General features: G+C 71.3%; 16 protein-coding genes. 9 read left to right on the forward strand and 7 right to left on the reverse strand.

What is annotated here, in order from left to right:
* Nucleotides 1–5: 5 nt before the first annotated feature.
* Both ACFXI3_RS01965 and ACFXI3_RS01970 read right to left on the reverse strand, forming a co-directional pair.
* On the reverse strand, nt 6–380 hold the full coding sequence (locus ACFXI3_RS01965) for a hypothetical protein (RefSeq protein WP_378397462.1): 375 nt from the start codon (nt 378–380) through the stop codon (nt 6–8).
* The gene (locus ACFXI3_RS01970) at nt 380–757 is read right to left on the reverse strand and encodes a YbaB/EbfC family nucleoid-associated protein (protein WP_378397464.1); all 378 of its coding nucleotides are present in this window, start codon (nt 755–757) and stop codon (nt 380–382) included. Before ACFXI3_RS01970 ends, ACFXI3_RS01965 begins: the two co-directional genes overlap by 1 nt.
* A 117-nt stretch (nt 758–874) precedes the next feature.
* On the opposite strand from ACFXI3_RS01970, the gene mycP reads away from it, so the two are divergent.
* On the forward strand, nt 875–2,161 hold the full coding sequence (gene mycP / locus ACFXI3_RS01975; RefSeq protein ID WP_378397466.1) for a type VII secretion-associated serine protease mycosin: 1,287 nt from the start codon (nt 875–877) through the stop codon (nt 2,159–2,161).
* 57 nt (nt 2,162–2,218) lie between these two features.
* On the opposite strand, the gene ACFXI3_RS01980 is transcribed toward mycP, so the two are convergent.
* Together ACFXI3_RS01980 and ACFXI3_RS01985 are read right to left on the reverse strand one after the other, a co-directional pair.
* Nucleotides 2,219–2,515: a hypothetical protein gene (locus ACFXI3_RS01980; RefSeq protein WP_344276211.1), complete on the reverse strand. Its 297-nt coding sequence runs from the start codon at nt 2,513–2,515 to the stop codon at nt 2,219–2,221.
* A gap of 28 nt (nt 2,516–2,543) precedes the next feature.
* Nucleotides 2,544–2,879 carry a type VII secretion target gene (locus ACFXI3_RS01985; protein WP_344276208.1) on the reverse strand — a complete coding sequence of 112 codons (336 nt, stop codon included), beginning with the start codon at nt 2,877–2,879 and terminating at the stop codon, nt 2,544–2,546.
* A gap of 174 nt (nt 2,880–3,053) precedes the next feature.
* Here ACFXI3_RS01985 and eccCa point away from each other — a divergent pair, with 174 nt between their 5' ends.
* From eccCa to ACFXI3_RS02010, 5 genes are read left to right on the forward strand one after another with little or no spacing between them, the layout of a single operon-like run.
* Nucleotides 3,054–7,019, forward strand: coding sequence for a type VII secretion protein EccCa (gene eccCa / locus ACFXI3_RS01990; protein ID WP_378397467.1), 3,966 nt, complete (start codon nt 3,054–3,056; stop codon nt 7,017–7,019).
* Nucleotides 7,020–7,067: 48 nt separating this feature from the next.
* Nucleotides 7,068–7,466 (forward strand): hypothetical protein, encoded by a 399-nt coding sequence (locus ACFXI3_RS01995; RefSeq protein WP_344276201.1) that lies wholly within the window; start codon nt 7,068–7,070, stop codon nt 7,464–7,466.
* Nucleotides 7,467–7,476: 10 nt separating this feature from the next.
* Nucleotides 7,477–8,835, forward strand: a complete 1,359-nt coding sequence (locus ACFXI3_RS02000) for a hypothetical protein (protein WP_378397468.1) — start codon at nt 7,477–7,479, stop codon at nt 8,833–8,835.
* Between the two features lie 11 nt (nt 8,836–8,846).
* Nucleotides 8,847–9,317, forward strand: a complete 471-nt coding sequence (locus ACFXI3_RS02005) for a hypothetical protein (RefSeq protein ID WP_378397470.1) — start codon at nt 8,847–8,849, stop codon at nt 9,315–9,317.
* Between the two features lie 14 nt (nt 9,318–9,331).
* Entirely contained in the window at nt 9,332–10,540 is a 1,209-nt protein-coding gene (locus ACFXI3_RS02010; protein ID WP_378397471.1) for a hypothetical protein, read from the forward strand.
* Between the two features lie 37 nt (nt 10,541–10,577).
* On the opposite strand, the gene ACFXI3_RS02015 is transcribed toward ACFXI3_RS02010, so the two are convergent.
* On the reverse strand, nt 10,578–11,828 hold the full coding sequence (locus ACFXI3_RS02015) for a sensor histidine kinase (protein ID WP_378397472.1): 1,251 nt from the start codon (nt 11,826–11,828) through the stop codon (nt 10,578–10,580).
* Nucleotides 11,825–12,499, reverse strand: a complete 675-nt coding sequence (locus ACFXI3_RS02020) for a response regulator transcription factor (RefSeq protein ID WP_344276185.1) — start codon at nt 12,497–12,499, stop codon at nt 11,825–11,827. Before ACFXI3_RS02020 ends, ACFXI3_RS02015 begins: the two co-directional genes overlap by 4 nt.
* A 34-nt stretch (nt 12,500–12,533) precedes the next feature.
* Here ACFXI3_RS02020 and ACFXI3_RS02025 point away from each other — a divergent pair, with 34 nt between their 5' ends.
* From ACFXI3_RS02025 to ACFXI3_RS02035, 3 genes are read left to right on the forward strand one after another with little or no spacing between them, the layout of a single operon-like run.
* On the forward strand, nt 12,534–13,928 hold the full coding sequence (locus tag ACFXI3_RS02025; protein WP_378397473.1) for a BTAD domain-containing putative transcriptional regulator: 1,395 nt from the start codon (nt 12,534–12,536) through the stop codon (nt 13,926–13,928).
* Entirely contained in the window at nt 13,928–15,574 is a 1,647-nt protein-coding gene (locus tag ACFXI3_RS02030; protein WP_378397474.1) for a right-handed parallel beta-helix repeat-containing protein, read from the forward strand. The genes ACFXI3_RS02025 and ACFXI3_RS02030 overlap by 1 nt, the downstream gene beginning before the upstream one ends.
* A gap of 10 nt (nt 15,575–15,584) precedes the next feature.
* Nucleotides 15,585–16,247 (forward strand): response regulator transcription factor, encoded by a 663-nt coding sequence (locus ACFXI3_RS02035; RefSeq protein ID WP_344276176.1) that lies wholly within the window; start codon nt 15,585–15,587, stop codon nt 16,245–16,247.
* Here the strand turns inward: ACFXI3_RS02035 and ACFXI3_RS02040 are convergent.
* On the reverse strand, nt 16,237–17,007 hold the full coding sequence (locus tag ACFXI3_RS02040; protein WP_378397475.1) for a hypothetical protein: 771 nt from the start codon (nt 17,005–17,007) through the stop codon (nt 16,237–16,239). The genes ACFXI3_RS02035 and ACFXI3_RS02040 overlap by 11 nt on opposite strands.
* Nucleotides 17,008–17,121: the final 114 nt, after the last annotated feature.

The following is a 17,121-nucleotide window of genomic DNA, read 5'->3' on the forward strand; positions in this document are numbered from 1 at the left end:
CCCGCCTACTGCCCGGTCTGGGAGGAACGCAGCCCGGCGGCGTTCTTCGCGTCCGCGGTGCGGTATTCGGCGATCTGCCCGACGGCCTGGCCGGTCAGCTGCGCGAGGCCGATCGAGGCCAGCTGCGCGTTCCTATCGAGGCTGATCGCCCAGTCGCGATAGGTTTCCATGAACGCCTTGCCGCTCGCCCCGTTGCCGACGTGGTACTCCTGCTGCAAGTCTTTCCGGACGCCGCCCAGCGTGTCGTGGTAGGTCTGCTGCAGGTGCGCCAGCGCGCGGAACACCTGCTCGGTCGCGTCGGGGTACATCCCGGCGTACCCGCCGGGGTCGGTGCGGTCGACGAGGTGCTCGCCGGGGGCGGGTTTTTCCGGCGGGGCCATCAGCGGCGCTCCCCGGCGACCTGCCGGTCGAGTTCGTGCAGCATCGGGTCGGCGCGCAGGTCAGCGGTTTCCGGAGTGGCGTCGGGCGGCAGGAATCCGGACAGGATCGAGAAGGTCTCCTGCCGGGCGAGTTCCGCGGCCTGATGCACGACAGCGGTGATGTCGGCGGCCAGCCGGTCCGAATCCGGCGCGCGGTAGATCCGGGAGTCCAGGCGCAGTTCCACGAGTTCGCCGGAACTGCCGACGACCGCGGCGATGAGATCGTCGTCGGAAGACGCTTCGGCGCGGACTTCGGCCATTTGCGACTGTGCGGCCCGGATGTCGACGGCCAGCTGCCGGTATTCCTCGTACATGTTCAGGTGCGGTGGCGTGTCCATGCCTGCCCTCCTCGCTTCCGGACGCCAGTCTGGGGCCGCGCCGGCGGCTGTGGCGGACGGTGACCGGTAGCGGCCACGGGGCCGGGAACGGGCGCGGAGTGCCGCAGTATCGCGAGGGTGACCCGACACCGTAAGGCTTCTGTCGCCACCGTGCTGACGGTGGCGTCGCTCCCATTCGTCCTCGGCGGCGGCACGGCCCGGGCCGCACCGCCTGCGGGAGCCTGTACCAACGCCCAACCCGCGCACCCGGAGATCACCGCTCAGCCCTGGGCGCAGCAGATGCTCGCCCCCGAATCGGCGTGGCGGTACACGCGCGGCGGCGGTGTCGTGGTGGCGGTGGTGGATTCCGGAGTGGACGCCGATCACCCGCAGCTGCGGCGTCCCGGAAAGGTGTTGCCAGGCCGGGATTTCGTGGCGGGCCAGGACCTTCCCGGCTCCTTCGACTGCGATTCGCACGGCACCGCGGTGGCGAGCATCGTGGCGGCGGATCCGTTGCCCGGCGTCGGTTTCCGCGGCGTCGCGCCGGACGCCGCCGTGCTGCCGGTCCGGGTCAGCGACCAGGACCTCACCGACCAGGGCCAGATCCAGCGGATCAACCCGCAGACCGTCGCGAACGGCATCGTCTACGCGGTCGGGCAAGGCGCTCGTGTGCTGAACCTGTCGATGTCCGGGACCGCCGACTTCCCGGCGATCCGTGAAGCGGTCGCCTACGCGGTGGCCAGCGACGTCGTGGTGATCGCCGCGGCGGGCAACGCACAGCAGGACGCGTCGACGAAACTTCCCTCATATCCTGCGGCTTACCCCGGCGTGCTCGGCGTAGGAGCGGTGGACATCGACGGCGCGCGGGCGTCCAGTTCGCAGATCGGGCCGTACGTCGGGCTGGTCGCGCCGGGCGCGAAGGTGCTCGCGGCGACCCGCGTGGATGGTCATGCTTATGACGACGGAACCAGCTTCGCCACTCCGTTCGTCGCCGGTACCGCGGCTTTGGTTCGTGCGGCTTGGCCGAACCTGTCCGCGCCTGAGGTGATCCGGCGGCTGGAAGCGACCGCCAGCCCGGCACGGGGCGGGCAGGCGAGCGACGCTTACGGGGCCGGTTTGGTCAATCCGTACCGCGCGGTCACGGACGGGATGAACCTCGCGCCGTCGGCGGGGATTCCGGCGTATCACCCGGCTCCGGAGGACCGGGCCGCGGCCGCGCACGCCGCGTGGCTGCGCAGCAGCGCCTCGACCGCGTCCTGGCTCGCTTTCGGCGGTGCTGGTGTTTTGCTGCTGGTGGTGCTGATTGTGGTCGTCCTGCGGCGAGGCCGTCGTCGGGGGTGGCGTGCGAGTCGTGCCGCGGCTTTGCCCGCTGAGCCGGTGGCGGAGGAGCTGCCGGATCAGGTTTCCCTGCTCGGACAGTCCTAAGCGGACACAAGAAAGCGCGCCCCGTCCGAGAACGGGGCGCGCTTCACCGTGCCAGGATCACACCTGCCACGTAGCGGCGCAGCTCTGCACGCAATGCTGCGACCGGTCCACCGAGTTCGAGGTGGCGCGGCCCATCGCGTGGGCCCGGTCGTTGTATTCGTTGTCCAGCTTGAACTTCTGGCCCATCGCCGCGTCCATCTCGTGCCCGTTGCCGTCGGTCAGGACGCTCGAGAACGCGTCCTTCGCGCGCTGGTACACGTCGCCGAACGACGTCGAGTCCTGGCCCGCGGTCTTGAAGATCTCCTGGGCCTGGCTCTGGACCTGGTCGAAATACATCAGGATCTGGTCGGTCACTGCGGTCTCCCTTCTCCGGTGCGGTGGCTCAGACGGCGCCGAAAGCGGAACCGAACGAACCGGTGTCGACCTGGAAATCGCCGGTCATGCTGAGCGCCCGGCCGTTTTCCGCGTCGTTCTCGAAATACTTGTTCGCCGACGTCGTCAGGGTGTCGGCCAGTCCGTGGCCGCTCGTCGTCAGCCGCTGGTTCTGGGAGAACCGGTCCGGCTCGATGCCCTGGAACATCCGCCCGCCCGCGCCCTTCCAGACGCCTTCCAGTCCGGTGTTCCCGGTGTTCAGGCTGGTGTTGCGGTTCGCGACCTCCTCGTAGAGGCCACGCCAGTTGTCGGCGATCCCGCGCATCTGCGTGGGATCGCCGTTCATGAAATTGAACCCTGTCACAAGACCCTCCATTCGCGGTCACGGGAACGCGCCCCGGATTTCCCGGCCGCCTCCCCACTTTTCCGAAGCTAGTTCCTCCGGCGGGGAATGCCCGCCACGCGGCACGTTCCTGCCACGGCCGCCCGCAACGCCCGGCGGGCGCGCAAGATCGGTGCCATGGCGACAGTCCTGGTCAAGCGGCCCGCGCGGAAACCGGCCCCGGAGATGCCGGCCGGCGAGCTGATGCTGCAACCGCCCCCGGCGATCCCGGCCCCGCCGGGACGGCAGTGGGCGCAGGTGTTCACGGTGCTGCCGATGCTCGCCATGATGGCCTCGACGCTGCTGCTCTACTCCGGCAATCTCGGCGGCTCCATCCGGTTCGTGGTCTACGGGCTGATGGGCGTCGGGATGCTGGGGATGATCCTCACCGGGCTGCTGCAGGGCGGCGGCCCGAGCAAGCGAGAGATGGGACAGGCCCGCCGAAAGTACCTGCGGCACCTGGCGCAGCACCGGGTGCGGCTGCGCCGGGCGGTGCGCCGGCAGCGCACGGCCATGGATTACCTCCACCCGGAGCCGGCGGCGCTGTGGTCGCTCGCGGCCAGCTATCGGCTGTGGGAGCGCCGCAAGGACGACGAGGATTTCGCCGTGGCCCGGATCGGGCGCGGTCCGCAGGGGCCGGCGCTCGCGCTCGTCGCGCCGGACACGTTGCCGCTCGAAGAGCTTGAGCCGCTGTCGGCGTTGGCGTTGCGGAAGTTCCTCGCCACCCACCGCACGGTCGACGGGCTGCCGCTGGCGATCGCGGTCAACGGCTTCAGCCGGATCCACGTGCGCGGCGACCGCACCGCGGCGCTCGGCATGCTGCGTGCCGTGCTGGCACAGCTCGCCGCGCTGCAGTCGCCCGACGATCTGCGCATCGCGGTGTGCGTGAGCGAAGACCGTCGCGCCGACTGGGAATGGCTGAAGTGGCTCCCGCATTCGCTGCACCCGGCGCGTTCGGACGCCCTCGGCCCGCTGCGGCTGGTGGTTCCGGCGGTGTCGGCGCTGGAAGCGATGCTGGAGGAGGAACTGGGCGCCCGCCCGCGGTTCGATCCCGACCAGCAGGTCAGCGTCCCCGGGCCGTACCTGGTCGTGGTGCTGGACGGCGGCGAGGTCGCCGGTTCGGACCACCTGATGACCGGCGGCGGCGTGGAGGGCGTCACGGTGTTCGACCTGTCGACTCCGCCGCCGCGGGTGCCCGCCCGGACTTCCGTGCTGCTGTCGGTCGGGGCCGACGGCGCGCTTTCCAGCCGGACAGCCGAGGGCGAAGCGCAGCTCGGCGAGGCGGATTTCCTCGACGGCGCCGCGGCCGAGGGGCTGGCGAGGCAGCTCGCGCCGCTGCGGCTCAGCTCGGGGATCCGCGACGCGCCGATGAGTTCCGAACTCGGCCTCGCCGACCTGCTGGGACTGGGCGATCCGTACGACCTGTCGCCGGAGGACACCTGGACGCCGCGGCCGAACCGCGACCGGCTGCGGATCCGGTTCGGCATCCAGGAGGACGGCGCCCCGATCGACCTCGACCTGAAGGAGTCCGCGCAGGAGGGCATGGGCCCGCACGGCCTCCTGATCGGGGCCACCGGCTCCGGCAAGTCCGAACTGCTGCGGACGCTCGTGCTGGCGCTGGCGATCACGCATCCGCCGAGCTCGCTGAACTTCGCGCTGATCGACTTCAAGGGCGGCGCGACCTTCACCCGGCTCGACAAACTGCCGCACACCAGCGCGGTGATCACCAACCTCGCCGAGGAACTGCACCTGGTCGACCGGATGACCGACGCGATCAACGGCGAGCTGATCCGCCGCCAGGAGCTGCTGCGCGCGGCCGGGAACTTCTCCTCGCTGCGCGACTACGAGAAGGCCCGGCAAGCCGGAGCCCCGCTGCCGGAGGTGCCCACGCTGCTGGTCATCTGCGACGAATTCTCCGAACTCCTTTCCGCCAAGCCGGATTTCATCGACATGTTCGTCCAGATCGGACGGCTGGGCCGGTCGCTCGGCGTGCACCTGCTGCTCGCCTCGCAGCGGCTGGACGAGGGCCGCCTGCGCGGGCTGGAGGGCCACCTGTCCTACCGGATCGGCCTGCGGACCTTCTCCGAGATGGAGAGCAGGGCGGTGCTCGGCGTGCCGGACGCGTTCAAGCTGCCGCGGGCGCCGGGGAACGGCTTCCTCAAGGTGGGCACCGAATCCATGGTGCGGTTCCGGTCGGCCTACGTCTCCGGCGTGCACCGCCGGATCAGCCAGTCCGGCGGGCCGGCCGGTCCGCCGGAGGACCTGGTGCTGCACGAATACACGACCGCCTACCACGCGCCCGCGATCGACGCCGGGGACGCCGCCGAGCCCGAGCCGGAGTCCGACGCCGCGGTCGGCGAGTCGTTGCTGGACATCATGGTAGACCGGCTGGTCGGCCGCGGGACGCCCGCGCACCAGGTGTGGCTGCCGCCGCTGGACGAATCCCCGTCCCTGGACGAACTGCTGCCGGACCTGGTCGCGCACCGCGAGCGCGGGCTGACCGCCAACTCGACCGAACTCGCCGGTGCGCTGCGCCCGGTGCTCGGCCTCGTCGACCGGCCGTACGAGCAGCGGCGCGATCCGCTGAGCCTGGACCTGTCGGGCGCCGCCGGGCACGTCGTGGTCATCGGCGGCCCGCGGAGCGGCAAGAGCACGGCCTTGCGCACGTTGATCCTCAGCCTCGCGCTCACGCACACGCCGCGCGAGACGCAGTTCTACTGTCTCGACTTCGGCGGCGGGACGCTCGCTTCGCTGGAGGGTCTGCCGCACCTCGCCGGAGTGGCCGGACGCCTGGACACCGGCGCGGTCCGGCGCACGGTCTCCGAGGTCGCCACGCTGCTCGCTCAGCGGGAGCGGCTGTTCGCCGAGCACAAGATCGACAGCGTCGCGACGTTCCGGAAGCGGAAGGCCGCCGGCGAGTTCCCGGACGATCCGCACGGCGACGTCTTCCTCGTGATCGACGGATGGCTGACCCTGCGCAACGATTTCGACCAGCAGGAGGAGATCGTCAGCGACATCGCCTCGCGCGGTCTCGCCTACGGAATCCACGTGGTCGCCGCGTGCTCCCGCTCCTTCGACCTGCGGATGAACGTGCGCGACCTGTTCGCCAGCAGGCTCGAGCTGAAGATCAGCGACCCGATCGATTCGATCATCGACCGGCGCGCGGCGATGGGCGTGCCCGCCGAACGGCCCGGCCGGGGACTGTCGGCGAGCAAGCACCAGATGCTGATCGCACTGCCGCGCATCGACGGCGGGCACAGCGTCGGCGATCTGTCCGACGGGATCGCCGGCGTGGTCACGGCGATCGCGGACGCGTGGCCTGGAGCCGCGGCGCCGCCGGTCCGGCTGCTGCCCGGCCTGCTGGACTACAGCGAACTCCCCGTCGCCGACGAGCTGACCGGACCGGACGCCGGGCTGGCGGTCGGCGTCCACGAGCACGACCTGTCGCCGCTGCGGCTGGACTTCGCGAACGATCCGCATTTCTTCGTGCTGGCCGACACCCAGTCCGGCAAGACCTCGTTCCTGCGCACCGTGGCCCGCCGCATCTGCGCCGCGTACACGCCGGAGCAGGCGCGGATCGTGCTGATCGACCACCGGCGCGGGCTGCTCGGCGAGATCCCCGACGAGTACCTGCTGGGCACCGGCACCAACGACGCGCACAGCATCTCGCTGCTGAACGAGGTGGTCACCAGGCTGTCGCGGCGGCTGCCCGGCCCGGACGTCACTCCCGAGCAGTTGCGGGCGAAGAACTGGTGGCAGGGCGCGGAAATCTTCGTGCTCGTCGACGACTACGACATGGTGGCCACGCACCAGAACCACCCGCTCATGCCGTTGCTGCCGCTGGCCGCCCAAGCGGGCGACATCGGCCTGCGCGTCGTGCTCGCCCGCCGCACCGGCGGCGCGGGCAAGGGCCTGTACGAACCGGTCCTCAACCGCCTGCGCGAGGTCGGCGCGGCCGGCGTGCTGATGTCCGGCGACCGGGACGAGGGCCCGCTGCTCGGCGGAATGCGCGCGCAGGTGCTGCCGCCCGGCCGCGGCTGGCTGGTCGACCGGCGCGGGAACAAGGGGCTGGTGCAGCTGGCCTGGTCGCCGCCCCGGGCCTGACCGGCCGGCAGACCACTGTGGACAGACGAGCGGAAGCAGGAGAGCGCGATGGCACCACCGGACAGAATGGACGGCATCCCGGCCGCGATGGAGCGGTTCGCCGAGACCGCGGGAAACCTGGCCCGGGTCCCGGTTCCCGAGCTGGTGGCCGGACGGGGCAGCGGCGGCTGCGGCAGCATGCTGAACGGCCACGAAAGCGTGCTGGACGCGGACAGCGGGACCACCGACCGGCTCTACCGGTTCATCACCCAGTTCAAGGAGACGGTGAACGCGCTCGGGACTTTCGCGCACAACGCGGCGCAGAACTACCACTTCACCGACCAAGCCGCCAAGGACGAACTCGCGAAGGCCGCCTTCGACGACTACACCCGCACGGCGTTCGGCAAGATGACCGGCGACGGCCTGCCCGCGGTGCTGCCTTCGCTCACATCCGGGCAGCAGCGGTAGGGCGACCGGCATGATCGACTACCACAGCAAACAGCTCGGCGAACTCCGCGACATGATCGTGGCGGAGTGCGTCCAGCACGTGCCGTTGCTCAGCGCGGCGTCGGCGATGTGGTCCCAGGTTCGTCCCTGGCTGGCGGACCAAGCGGCCAATCTGGACAGGATGCGCCTCGATCTCGGCGACGCCTGGAAGGACTTCGCGGGCACCGCCTTCGACGCCGAGGCGCTCAAAGTGGCGCGGGTCGCGCAGTCCTGGACCGACGAGATGGCCGGCGGGCCCGAATCCGGCGGCCCGCTGACGACCAGCACGACCACCGACCAGATCACCGCGGCGATCTCCGCGCTGATCAACGGGATCCACGACGCGCGGGGGTTCGCGGACGCCAAAATCGCGAACCTGCCGTCGAACGCGTCGCAAGCGGACGTGGACCAGGCGCGCAACGACGTCGCAGACCGGCTGGACACGCTGACGCCGCTGTACCAGGAGGTGACGTCGAAGCTGCTCGCCGCTCCCGGCAGGCAGCTGTCGGGCGATCCGAAGGTCGGGTTGACGTCGACCTCGGACCAGCCGGGGCCGGGTCCGGCCGCGCCGAACAACGGCGGCGGGGATCCCGCGTCGGCGAATCCGCAGGAAACCCCGTCCCCGCAAGACGTTCCCGACACCAAGGAACCCGCCAAGGACCCCGCCGACAGTTCTCCCGAATCGCCGCTGGTCACCGCGAAGAACGCGGCGGACGTGGCGAGCAAGCTGCTCGACCTGGCGAAGAACGCGGGCGGCGCCGGGGGAAACGCCGCGCAGGTGCCGAATCCGGTCAGCAGCGCCTTCAACCCCGCAGATCTGTATCAGCCCGCGGACTTTTCCTCGGTCCCGCAACCGGATTCCGGACTGCCCGGGCTCGCCGGCTCGGTCGGCGGCGGGGCGGGAGCGGGAATCGGCGGTGGCGGCGGCGGTCCGGCCGGGGCGGGCGCGGGGGTCGGCGGGGCCGTCTCGCCGAACGCGGCGCAGGCCGGGCTTTCCGCTGGAGCGGCACCCGCCGGGACGGCGACGGCGGGCGGGACCGGGAGCACCGGCAGCAGCGGCATGCCGCCGATGTATCCGCCGCAATCCGGGGCAGGGCGGGGAGGTTCCGGATCCGGCGGGATCCGGCCCGGCGCGGCGGAGCAGGTCAACGCGGTGCGGTCGCGCAAGACCGACGGCAAGACCGGCGTCGTGCTGGCCGGACGGGAAACCGGAGGCAAGCGCAAGAAACCCGCTCCGGCGAAGGCCCCGAAGAAGCCGCCGGCGCCGGTCGAGCAGCCGCCCGCCGAGGTGCTCGACGAAGAGTTGTGGCAGGTCGGCAGCGCCGGCCCGGAACGCAGTTACCGAACCTGAGGAGGGGAAAGATGTCCGACGCATCCTTCATCAAGGGGGACCCCGAGGCGATGGCGGTGTTCTCCGCGCAGACCAAGGCCCCGGCGCCGCCCGCGTCACTGGCCAGGCTGGGGGAGCCGGTCAGCCCGCTGGGCACGGTCGAGGGAATCCTGATGGCCGTGCTGGACAAGGCCGCGACTGGCGTGGTCGGCGCCTACATCGGCAACACCAGCGAGGACATGACGACCATTTCGGCGAAGGTGAAGGCCGCCGCCGCGCAGTACAAGGCCACCGACCTGATCAACAGCATCGACCTGGCGACGTCCACGATGAAGGTGGCCGACAAGGGAATCGGCGTGCTGAAGCAGTTCTCCGGCGCCGGGAAAACGCCGAGCACCGGGACCGGCACTGACACCGGTACCGGTACTGGCACTGGCACTGGCACTGGCACCGGCGCCGGCGGTGCCTCGCCCGAACATCCGTCCGCCCCGGAATCCGTCTGAAGAGGAGTTGACCGGTGATTCCCTACAACGTGCTGCTTCCCGATTTCCACAAGGCGATGATCGACGCCGAACAGGCGCACATCCCGACGCTGCGCTCCGCGGCGACGATGTGGTCGGAGGTCCATGCCTGGAGCCAGACCGCCGCCGCCGAACTGCGGCGCAACGCGGGCACCGTGACCTTGGCCGGCTGGCAGGACAAGGCCGCGGATTCCTTCGAGGCCAAGGTCGGCAGGTCGATCGCCGACCTGACGACGTGGGGCGATCGCATCGGCGCGTCGCAGGTCTCGACCCACCTGAACGCGCTCGCGGACACCCTGCCGGTGACGCAAGGCCTGGTCGAAGGCTTCTACGCCGAATACGCGGCGACCCGGATGAACCCGCTCACCTGGGAATTGGCTTTGCAGGCCTGGCAAAGCTCGGCGACGGTGATGAACGAGCTCGGCGCGCAGTACGACGGCGCGATGCTGGCCGTGTGCGGGGCGGCGGGCGTGACGAACCCGGCGGACCTGATCCCCAACTTCAACATTTCTTCGGCGGACGCGGTGAAGACGGCGGACGCGGCGGTGAATTTCCTGACCGAGGTGCAAAGCCTGGCTCAGGCGGCGGGAATCGGCAGCGGCTCAGGCAGCTCGCCGGACCTGTCGAAGCTGACCGGCAGCCTGCCGGGCGCCCTCGGCGGCACCGGGCACGGGCTGAGCCTGGACCCGAAGGATTGGACGTCGGGACAAGGACTTGCGCTCGCCGGGCTGGGTCCGGGATCGCTCTCGCCGGGCGACCTGGGCGGCGCGATCGGCGGGATTGGCGGAATGCCTTCCCCGGCCGGTTCCGCGCCGGTGGCGTCGGGGCTGCCCTTCGGTGCGCTCGGTGCCGCCGGCGCTGGGCTGGGCGCAATGCCCGCGATGCGTTCGACAGCGGCGAAACGAAGCAGCGTTGAACCCGAGGGGACGGCGACCGGTTCGGCCCGGGGCGGTGCGGGCGGCATGATGCCGCCGATGACGCCGCACGGCATGAGCGCCGGAGCCGCCGGGACTCTGCGGCCCGGCAGCGCGGAGAACACGGATGGCCACTCAGCCAACGGACGCCGCCGTTCCACCGCGAACGACGGAGTAACCGTCGCGCTTCGCGGCCGGTCCAACGGCGCGCAGGACGGATTCGTGGCGCGGCCCAACCGGTTCGGTGAGTCAGGGAGCGGCACCGTGGAGCTGATCAATACCACGGATTAGCGCTGAGGCGCGGCGGCCGGAGCTTTCGTTCCGGCCGTCACGCCGCCTGCGGAAAGCGCAGCTCGAAGATCGCTCCGCCCTCATCCGCGTTGTACACCGACAACACGCCGCCATGCGCCTGCGCTACCCACCGCACAATCGACAGCCCCAGCCCCGACGACCCGCCAGTGCTGCTGAACCGGTCGAAGGCGTCCGCGGCCGTCGACGGGTCGATGCCAGGCCCGTGGTCGGCCACCGTGACCGTCCCGCCGTAAACGGTGATGTGCACGATCGCTTCGGCCCCCGGCTGCCTGCCGTAGCGGACGGCGTTGTCCAGCAGGTTTCCGACCGCGCGGCGGATCAGCGTCGGGTCGGCGTTCACCTTCGTCGGGGCCGCGGTCACGGTGACCTGCGCGCCTCCGGTGTGCGCGCTCTCGGCGATGTCGGTGACCAGCTGATCGAGCCACACCGGTTGCAGGTTCAGCTGTTCGACACCGGCCGCGAGCCGGGCGCGGACCAGCAGGCTGTCGATGATGCTGCCCATGTCCGACGCCAGTTGCACGGTCCTCGGCAGCAGCGCGGCCCGCTGATCCGGGTTCGCCTGGGCGGTTTCGGCCAGCGCGCGCAGGGCGGCGACCGGGCTGCGCAGGTCGTGCGCGGTCTCGGCGAGCAGCACTTCCTGTTCCTGCAACGCCGCCGCCGCGGGCCGGATCGACCGGCCGGACAGCAGGTGCCCGGCGAAGCCCAGCACGGCGATCAGCAAGACGCAGCCGCCGACCACCAGCAGCACGAACCGCGTGTGCGCGGACTGGGTGTCGCTCAGGTCGGCGACCGCGACGACCGCCCCGAGGTACTTCCCGGACGGGTTCAGCAGCGGCTGCGCGCGCACCAGCACCGACCGGCCGTCGGTGCTTTGCTGGCGGCCCTCGACCAGGCCGCCGGTGTGGATCGCGTCCGCGGCGAGGCCGTTGAGCACGCCGGTGTCCATCGGCACGCAGGAGCGGCCGGACAGATGCGGCCGGAAGGTCTGCGCGCCGCCGGGCAGGATCGCGAACTGGGGGCAGTCGGCGTTCAGCAGGTCGCTGTTGACGAGCGCGAAGCTGACCACGCCGCCGTCGTAGCCGACGAGCCTGCTGACCGACGACGTGACGCGGTCGAGGCTCGCGGTGACCGCGGCGGTCCCGCGGTCGGCGTCCTCGTTGACCACGATCCAGGCGAGCACGATCAGCCCGATCGCGTTCATCGTGGTGAACAGTGCGGTCAAGACCCAGCGCAGCCGGCGCAGCCGGTCGGCGGCGGAGCCGTTCACTGAGCGCCGAACCGGTAGCCGAGACCGCGCACGGCGTGGATCAGTTCCGGTTCCCGCAGCTTGCGCCGCAGCCGCTTCACCACCGCGTCGACCGGATTGGACTTGTCTCCCATTTCCTCGGGAGCCGCGGCCCAGCAGTGTTCGAGCAGTTCGGCCCGGCTCACCGCCTGCCCGGACCGGACGAGCAGGTACTCCAGCACGGCGAACTCCTTGTTGGACAGGGTGAGCAGCACGTCGGCCCTGCGGACTTCGCGCCGCGCGCAGTCCATCACGAGGTCGTCGTGGCGGAGCACCGAGGGCCGGTCGGAGCCGCTGCGCCGGCACAGGTTCAGCACCCGCTGGGTCAGCTCGGCCATCGCGAACGGCTTGACCAGGTAGTCGTCCGCGCCGTGTTCGAACCCGGCGACGCGGTCGGCGGGCGAATCGCGTGCGGTGAGGAACAGCACGGGCGTGTGCCAGCCCTGGCGGCGCAGTGCGTCGACGTAGCCGAGGGAATCGCCGTCGGGCAGCATCCGGTCGAACACCGCGCAGTCGTAGGGGTGCGAGCCGAGCGCTCTTCCGGCTTCGGCGAGGTCACCGCAGACGTGCACGCCGAGCCCGGCCGCGCTCAGCTGCGCGGCGACCGCGACCCGCATGTTCTCGTCGTCCTCGACGACCATCACCGTTGTCATCCAAACCTCAGGTGTCCCGATGGAAAGTTAGCGCATGCAGTTTCAACTACTCGGTCCGCTCGAGGCGCGCCCGTCGAGCGGCACCCGCATCGAGCTGAGGGCGACGAAACCGGGCGCGCTCCTGGCGTTGTTGCTCCTGCACGCTAACGCCTGGGTCCGAGTCGATCAGCTGATCGGCGGAATCTGGCATGAACAGGCCGCGCCCGCCTCCGCGCTGCGCAACCTGCGCAGCTACGTGTGGCAGCTGCGCCAAAGCGTGGGGGAGCGGCTGGAAAGCCGTCCGGGCGGCTACCGGATCAAGGTGCTGCCGGGCGAACTGGACACCGAGCTGGTCGAAACGCTGGCCGAATCCGGCCGCGCGGCGCTGGCCGACGCGAAGTACGACACCGCGGCCGAGCGGCTGTCCGCCGCCTTGGAGCACTGGCAGGGCGAGCCGTTCGAGGGGCTCGAGTTCGACGGTGCGCGGGCGGCCGCGGCGAAGTGGGAGGAACGGCGCGCCGAGCTTCGCTCCCTGCTCGCCGAGGCGTACCTCGCGTCGGACCGCGCGACGGACGCGATCACGCTGCTGCGCGAGGTCGCCGACCACGACCCGCTGCGCGAAAGCAGCTGGGCGCGGCTCGTGCTGGCGCTGCAGCAAGCCGGGCGTCCGGCCGAGGCGCTCGCCGCGTTCGAGCACGCGCGGAAGCTGCTGGCCCGCGAGCTCGGCTGGGAACCGGGGCCGGAACTCGTTGCCGCGCAGCGGAAGGTGCTGCGGGAACGGCAGCCTGGCCCGGGCGCGAAGCTCAGCCTGGTCGCGGGCGGCGGATCCGCGCCGCGTCCGGCCGGGATCGACGGGCTGCTGGCGTCCGCCGCGAGCGAGGTGCTGATCATGTGCGCCACCGCCGGGCCGGGACCGGCGGACGCGGTGCGCCGGCTGGGCCAGGCCACGCTGCGGCCCGGCGTCCGCTACCGCGTGCTGTGCCCCGATTCGGTCCGGCTGTCCGGTGCGCTCGGCGGCCTCGCGCTCGCCGGCGCGGACGTGCGGACCGTGGCCGACGTGCCGATGGACGCGGTGGTCGTCGACCGTTCGGCCGCGGTGCTGCCGGACGACCGGGCCGGGAGTTCCTCGGCGGCGGTGTTCCGGCTGCCCGGCGTCGTCGCCGCGACGGCCGGGTTGTTCGACCGGATCTGGCCCGAGGCCGTGCCGCTGATCCCGACCGGTCTCGACGACCGCGAGGGCACCGCGGGGCTCACCCGCCGGGAGCGCGATCTGCTGACGCTGCTGTGTTCCGGCAGCACCGACGAATCCGCCGCGGCCCGGCTGGACATCTCGGTGCGCACGGTCCGGCGGATGGTCGCCGACATCATGAACCGGCTCGGCGCGCGCAGCCGGTTCCAGGCGGGGGCGAAGGCCGCCGGCCGGGGCTGGCTGATGGCCGAGGCGGGCTGATGACGACCCCGAACGCACGACGCCTCCTGGTCGCCGACCGGCCCGGCGCGTACCCGACGATCGGCGACGCGCTCTCCGTCGCTCCGGACCACGCCGAGATCACGGTCGCCGAGGGCCGGTACCGCGAAGTGCTCGCCCTGTCCGGCCTGCACGTGACGCTGACGGCGGAGGCAGGGGCGCAGGTGATCGTGGACGGCGCCGGAGCGGATCATCCGGTGCTGCACGCGGTCGGCGGATCCCTGACGCTGCAAGGGATCGAGCTGCACGGCGGCGAGTCGGCCGCGCTGTCCGCGGAAAACGTCGAGCTGGTCGTGCGCCGCTGCCTGATCACCGGCGGGCGCGGGCCCGCGGTGCGGATCGAGGGCATGGCGGCGTTCGAGCTGACGGGCTGCTCGCTGAAAGCTGTCGAGCAGGGCGTGGTGATCGAAGGCAGCCCGGGACGGCTGGTGGACACCGTCATCGAGGAGGTGACCGGCGACGGCGTCGTCATCGGCATGGGGGCCGCGCCCGTGTTGCGCGGCTGCACCGTGACCGATTGCGGACTGCGCGGGGTGTATGTCTACCAATACAGCCGCCCGGTGTTGGAAAACTGCGTCATTTCGCGGACCGGCTCGGACGGGATCGCCGTGGCCCAGCACAGCGCGCCGGTGCTGCGGCAGTGCACCGTCCGGGACTCGCGCGGCGTCGGCATCGCGTTCGCGGCGGGCTGCGGCGGCAGCATCGAAGAGTGCCGGGCGGAAAACACCGCGGAGCCGGGCATTTCCGTCGACAGCGGCGCGAACCCGGTCGTAGTCGAGGCCACCGGACCGGCCGGATCCGGGGGCGGGGCGCCGGACGAACTGCTGACCGAACTCGACACGATGGTCGGCCTCCCTCGCGTCAAGGCCGAAGTGCGCTCGCTGGTGGACGAACTGAAGGTCAACGAATGGCGGCGGAACGCGGGCCTGCCGGTCGGCGGCGCGAGCCACCACCTGATCTTCGCCGGCGCGCCCGGCACCGGGAAAACGACCGTGGCCCGGCTGTACGGGCGGCTGCTGCAAGCACTGGGGGTGCTGCCGCACGGCCAGTTCCGGGAGGTGTCGCGACGCGATCTGGTGGGCCAGTACATCGGCCACACCGCGGAGAAGACGGCGCTGATCTTCGAGGAGGCCAAGGGCGGGGTGCTGTTCATCGACGAGGCCTACACGCTGTCGCGGGCGGGTTCGGCGGGCGGCGATTTCGGGCAGGAGGCGATCGACACCCTGGTCAAGATGATGGAGGACCACCGGGACGAGGTGGCCGTGATCGCGGCCGGGTACACCAAGGAGATGGCCGGGTTCCTGTCCGCCAACCCCGGGCTCGCGTCGCGGTTCGGCAAGACGATCGAGTTCGAGAACTACACCCCCGGCGAACTGCTCGGCATCATCGGCCGGATGGTCTCCGGCCAGGACTACGAACTCGACGCGGCCGCGGAACCGGTGCTCGTGGACCATTTCGCGCGGATCTCCGGCGACGAGAACTTCGGCAACGCCCGCGACGCGCGCCGGTTGTTCGAGGGCGTGCGGAAGTCGCAGTCCCAGCGGTTGCGGCTGCTCGGCCGGGTGCCGACGCTCGAGGAGCTGCGGAGCCTGAGCATCGCCGACATCGAGGCGGCGGTGGCCCGCTAACCTGGGTTTCGTGCGGGTGCTGGTGGTCGAAGACGATGACAACTTGCGGATAGCTCTCGACGTTTCGTTGCGCAGTGCCGGATTCGCCGTGGACGCGGTGGGCGATCTGCCGGTCGCCGACGAAGCGCTCTTCGTCAACGCCTACGACTGCGTGGTCTTCGACCGGATGCTCCCCTCCGGCGACTCGCTCGGCTACGTGCAGCACCGTCGCCGGTCCGGCTGGCCGGTGCCGGTGCTGTTCCTGACCGCGCGCGACAGCACCGCCGACCGGGTCGAGGGCCTGCAACTCGGCGGCGACTACCTGGTCAAACCGTTCGAGATGGCCGAACTGGTCGCGCGCGTCCGCAGCCTGTGCCGGCTGAGCCCCGCGCCGCGGACCCGCCCGGCCGTCCTGCGCCGCGGCGACGTGGAACTCGACGCCGGCACGCGCGAGGTGCGCCGCGCGGGCGTGCTGCTCACCCTGGCCCCGAAGGAATTCCTGGTCCTCGAACGCCTGATGGCCGCGGCGGGCGCGCCGGTGCCGCGCCGGGAGCTGATCGAGCACGCGTGGGACCGGATGGCCGATCCGGACTCGAACGTCCTGGAGGTCGTGGTCCGTCAGCTCCGGCGCAAGCTGCGGGAGCAGACCTTGATCGAGACGGTCCGCGGCGTCGGCTACCGGTTCACGGGGTAGCGGCCCGCGCTCGCCGGCCTGCTCGCCGCGGCAGGAGCGCGGCGAGCCCGAGGAACCAGGCCATGCCGAGGTAGCGGCCGATCGGCAGGAAGGGGGAGAACCCCTTGGCCAGCACCGAAAGCAGGGACAGGACGGACAGCGCGGCGACGCCGAGGCCGAACCAGGCGAGCCACTTGGGGAGGCGGTCTCGCGCACCGGCCGAGACCGCGGCGGTGAGGAGCCCGGTGGTGGCGACCTGGACGGCCGCGCCCGTGGTGAAGCTCAGGTCCGTGACGGCCCGGTAGACGGCGAGGTTGTCGGCGATTCCGGGCAGGGAGAGGATCCATTGGGCGCTGGCCGAGAGCAGGAGGAACACTGCCGCTGCGATACCGGCGGAGCGCGCGAGTGCGGCGTGGGCGTCGAGGCGGTGCAGGTAGCTGGCTGACCAACCTGCGAAGACCAGCAGGGCGAGTCCGCTGAGGGCTTGGCAGAAGGCGGCGATCGGCGGCCCGCCGTGGCTGGTGGCAGCGAGGTAGGCCGCTACTTCGGAGTTCGTCGAGTACGGGGTGACGATCGACGCGCCTCGGTTCTGCCCGAGCAGGCCGGGGAGAACGAGGGACAGGACGAAGAAGACCACATAGGACACTGCGGCCAGCACGCCGGTGCGGACGCGGAATTCGATGGTAGCGGGCATGAATTGCTCCTTGCGGGGTGGGGCGATGGTCAGCGGATCGGGCGGTGCGTCGACCGTCCGCCCGAGCTTGGGTGGAAGCGTGGTCATGACGGGGATCATGCGGCGATCGACGCCCGTCCCGCGTCGCTTCGCAGGCGTATCCCGGTCTGCTCCCACGGGAGTACGTCCGGGGGCGTAGCGGGAAATGCGCTTCCGGACGGA

The sequence above is a fragment of the Amycolatopsis sp. NPDC059235 genome (assembly GCF_042754125.1).
GTDB classification, from domain to species: domain Bacteria; phylum Actinomycetota; class Actinomycetes; order Mycobacteriales; family Pseudonocardiaceae; genus Amycolatopsis; species Amycolatopsis albidoflava.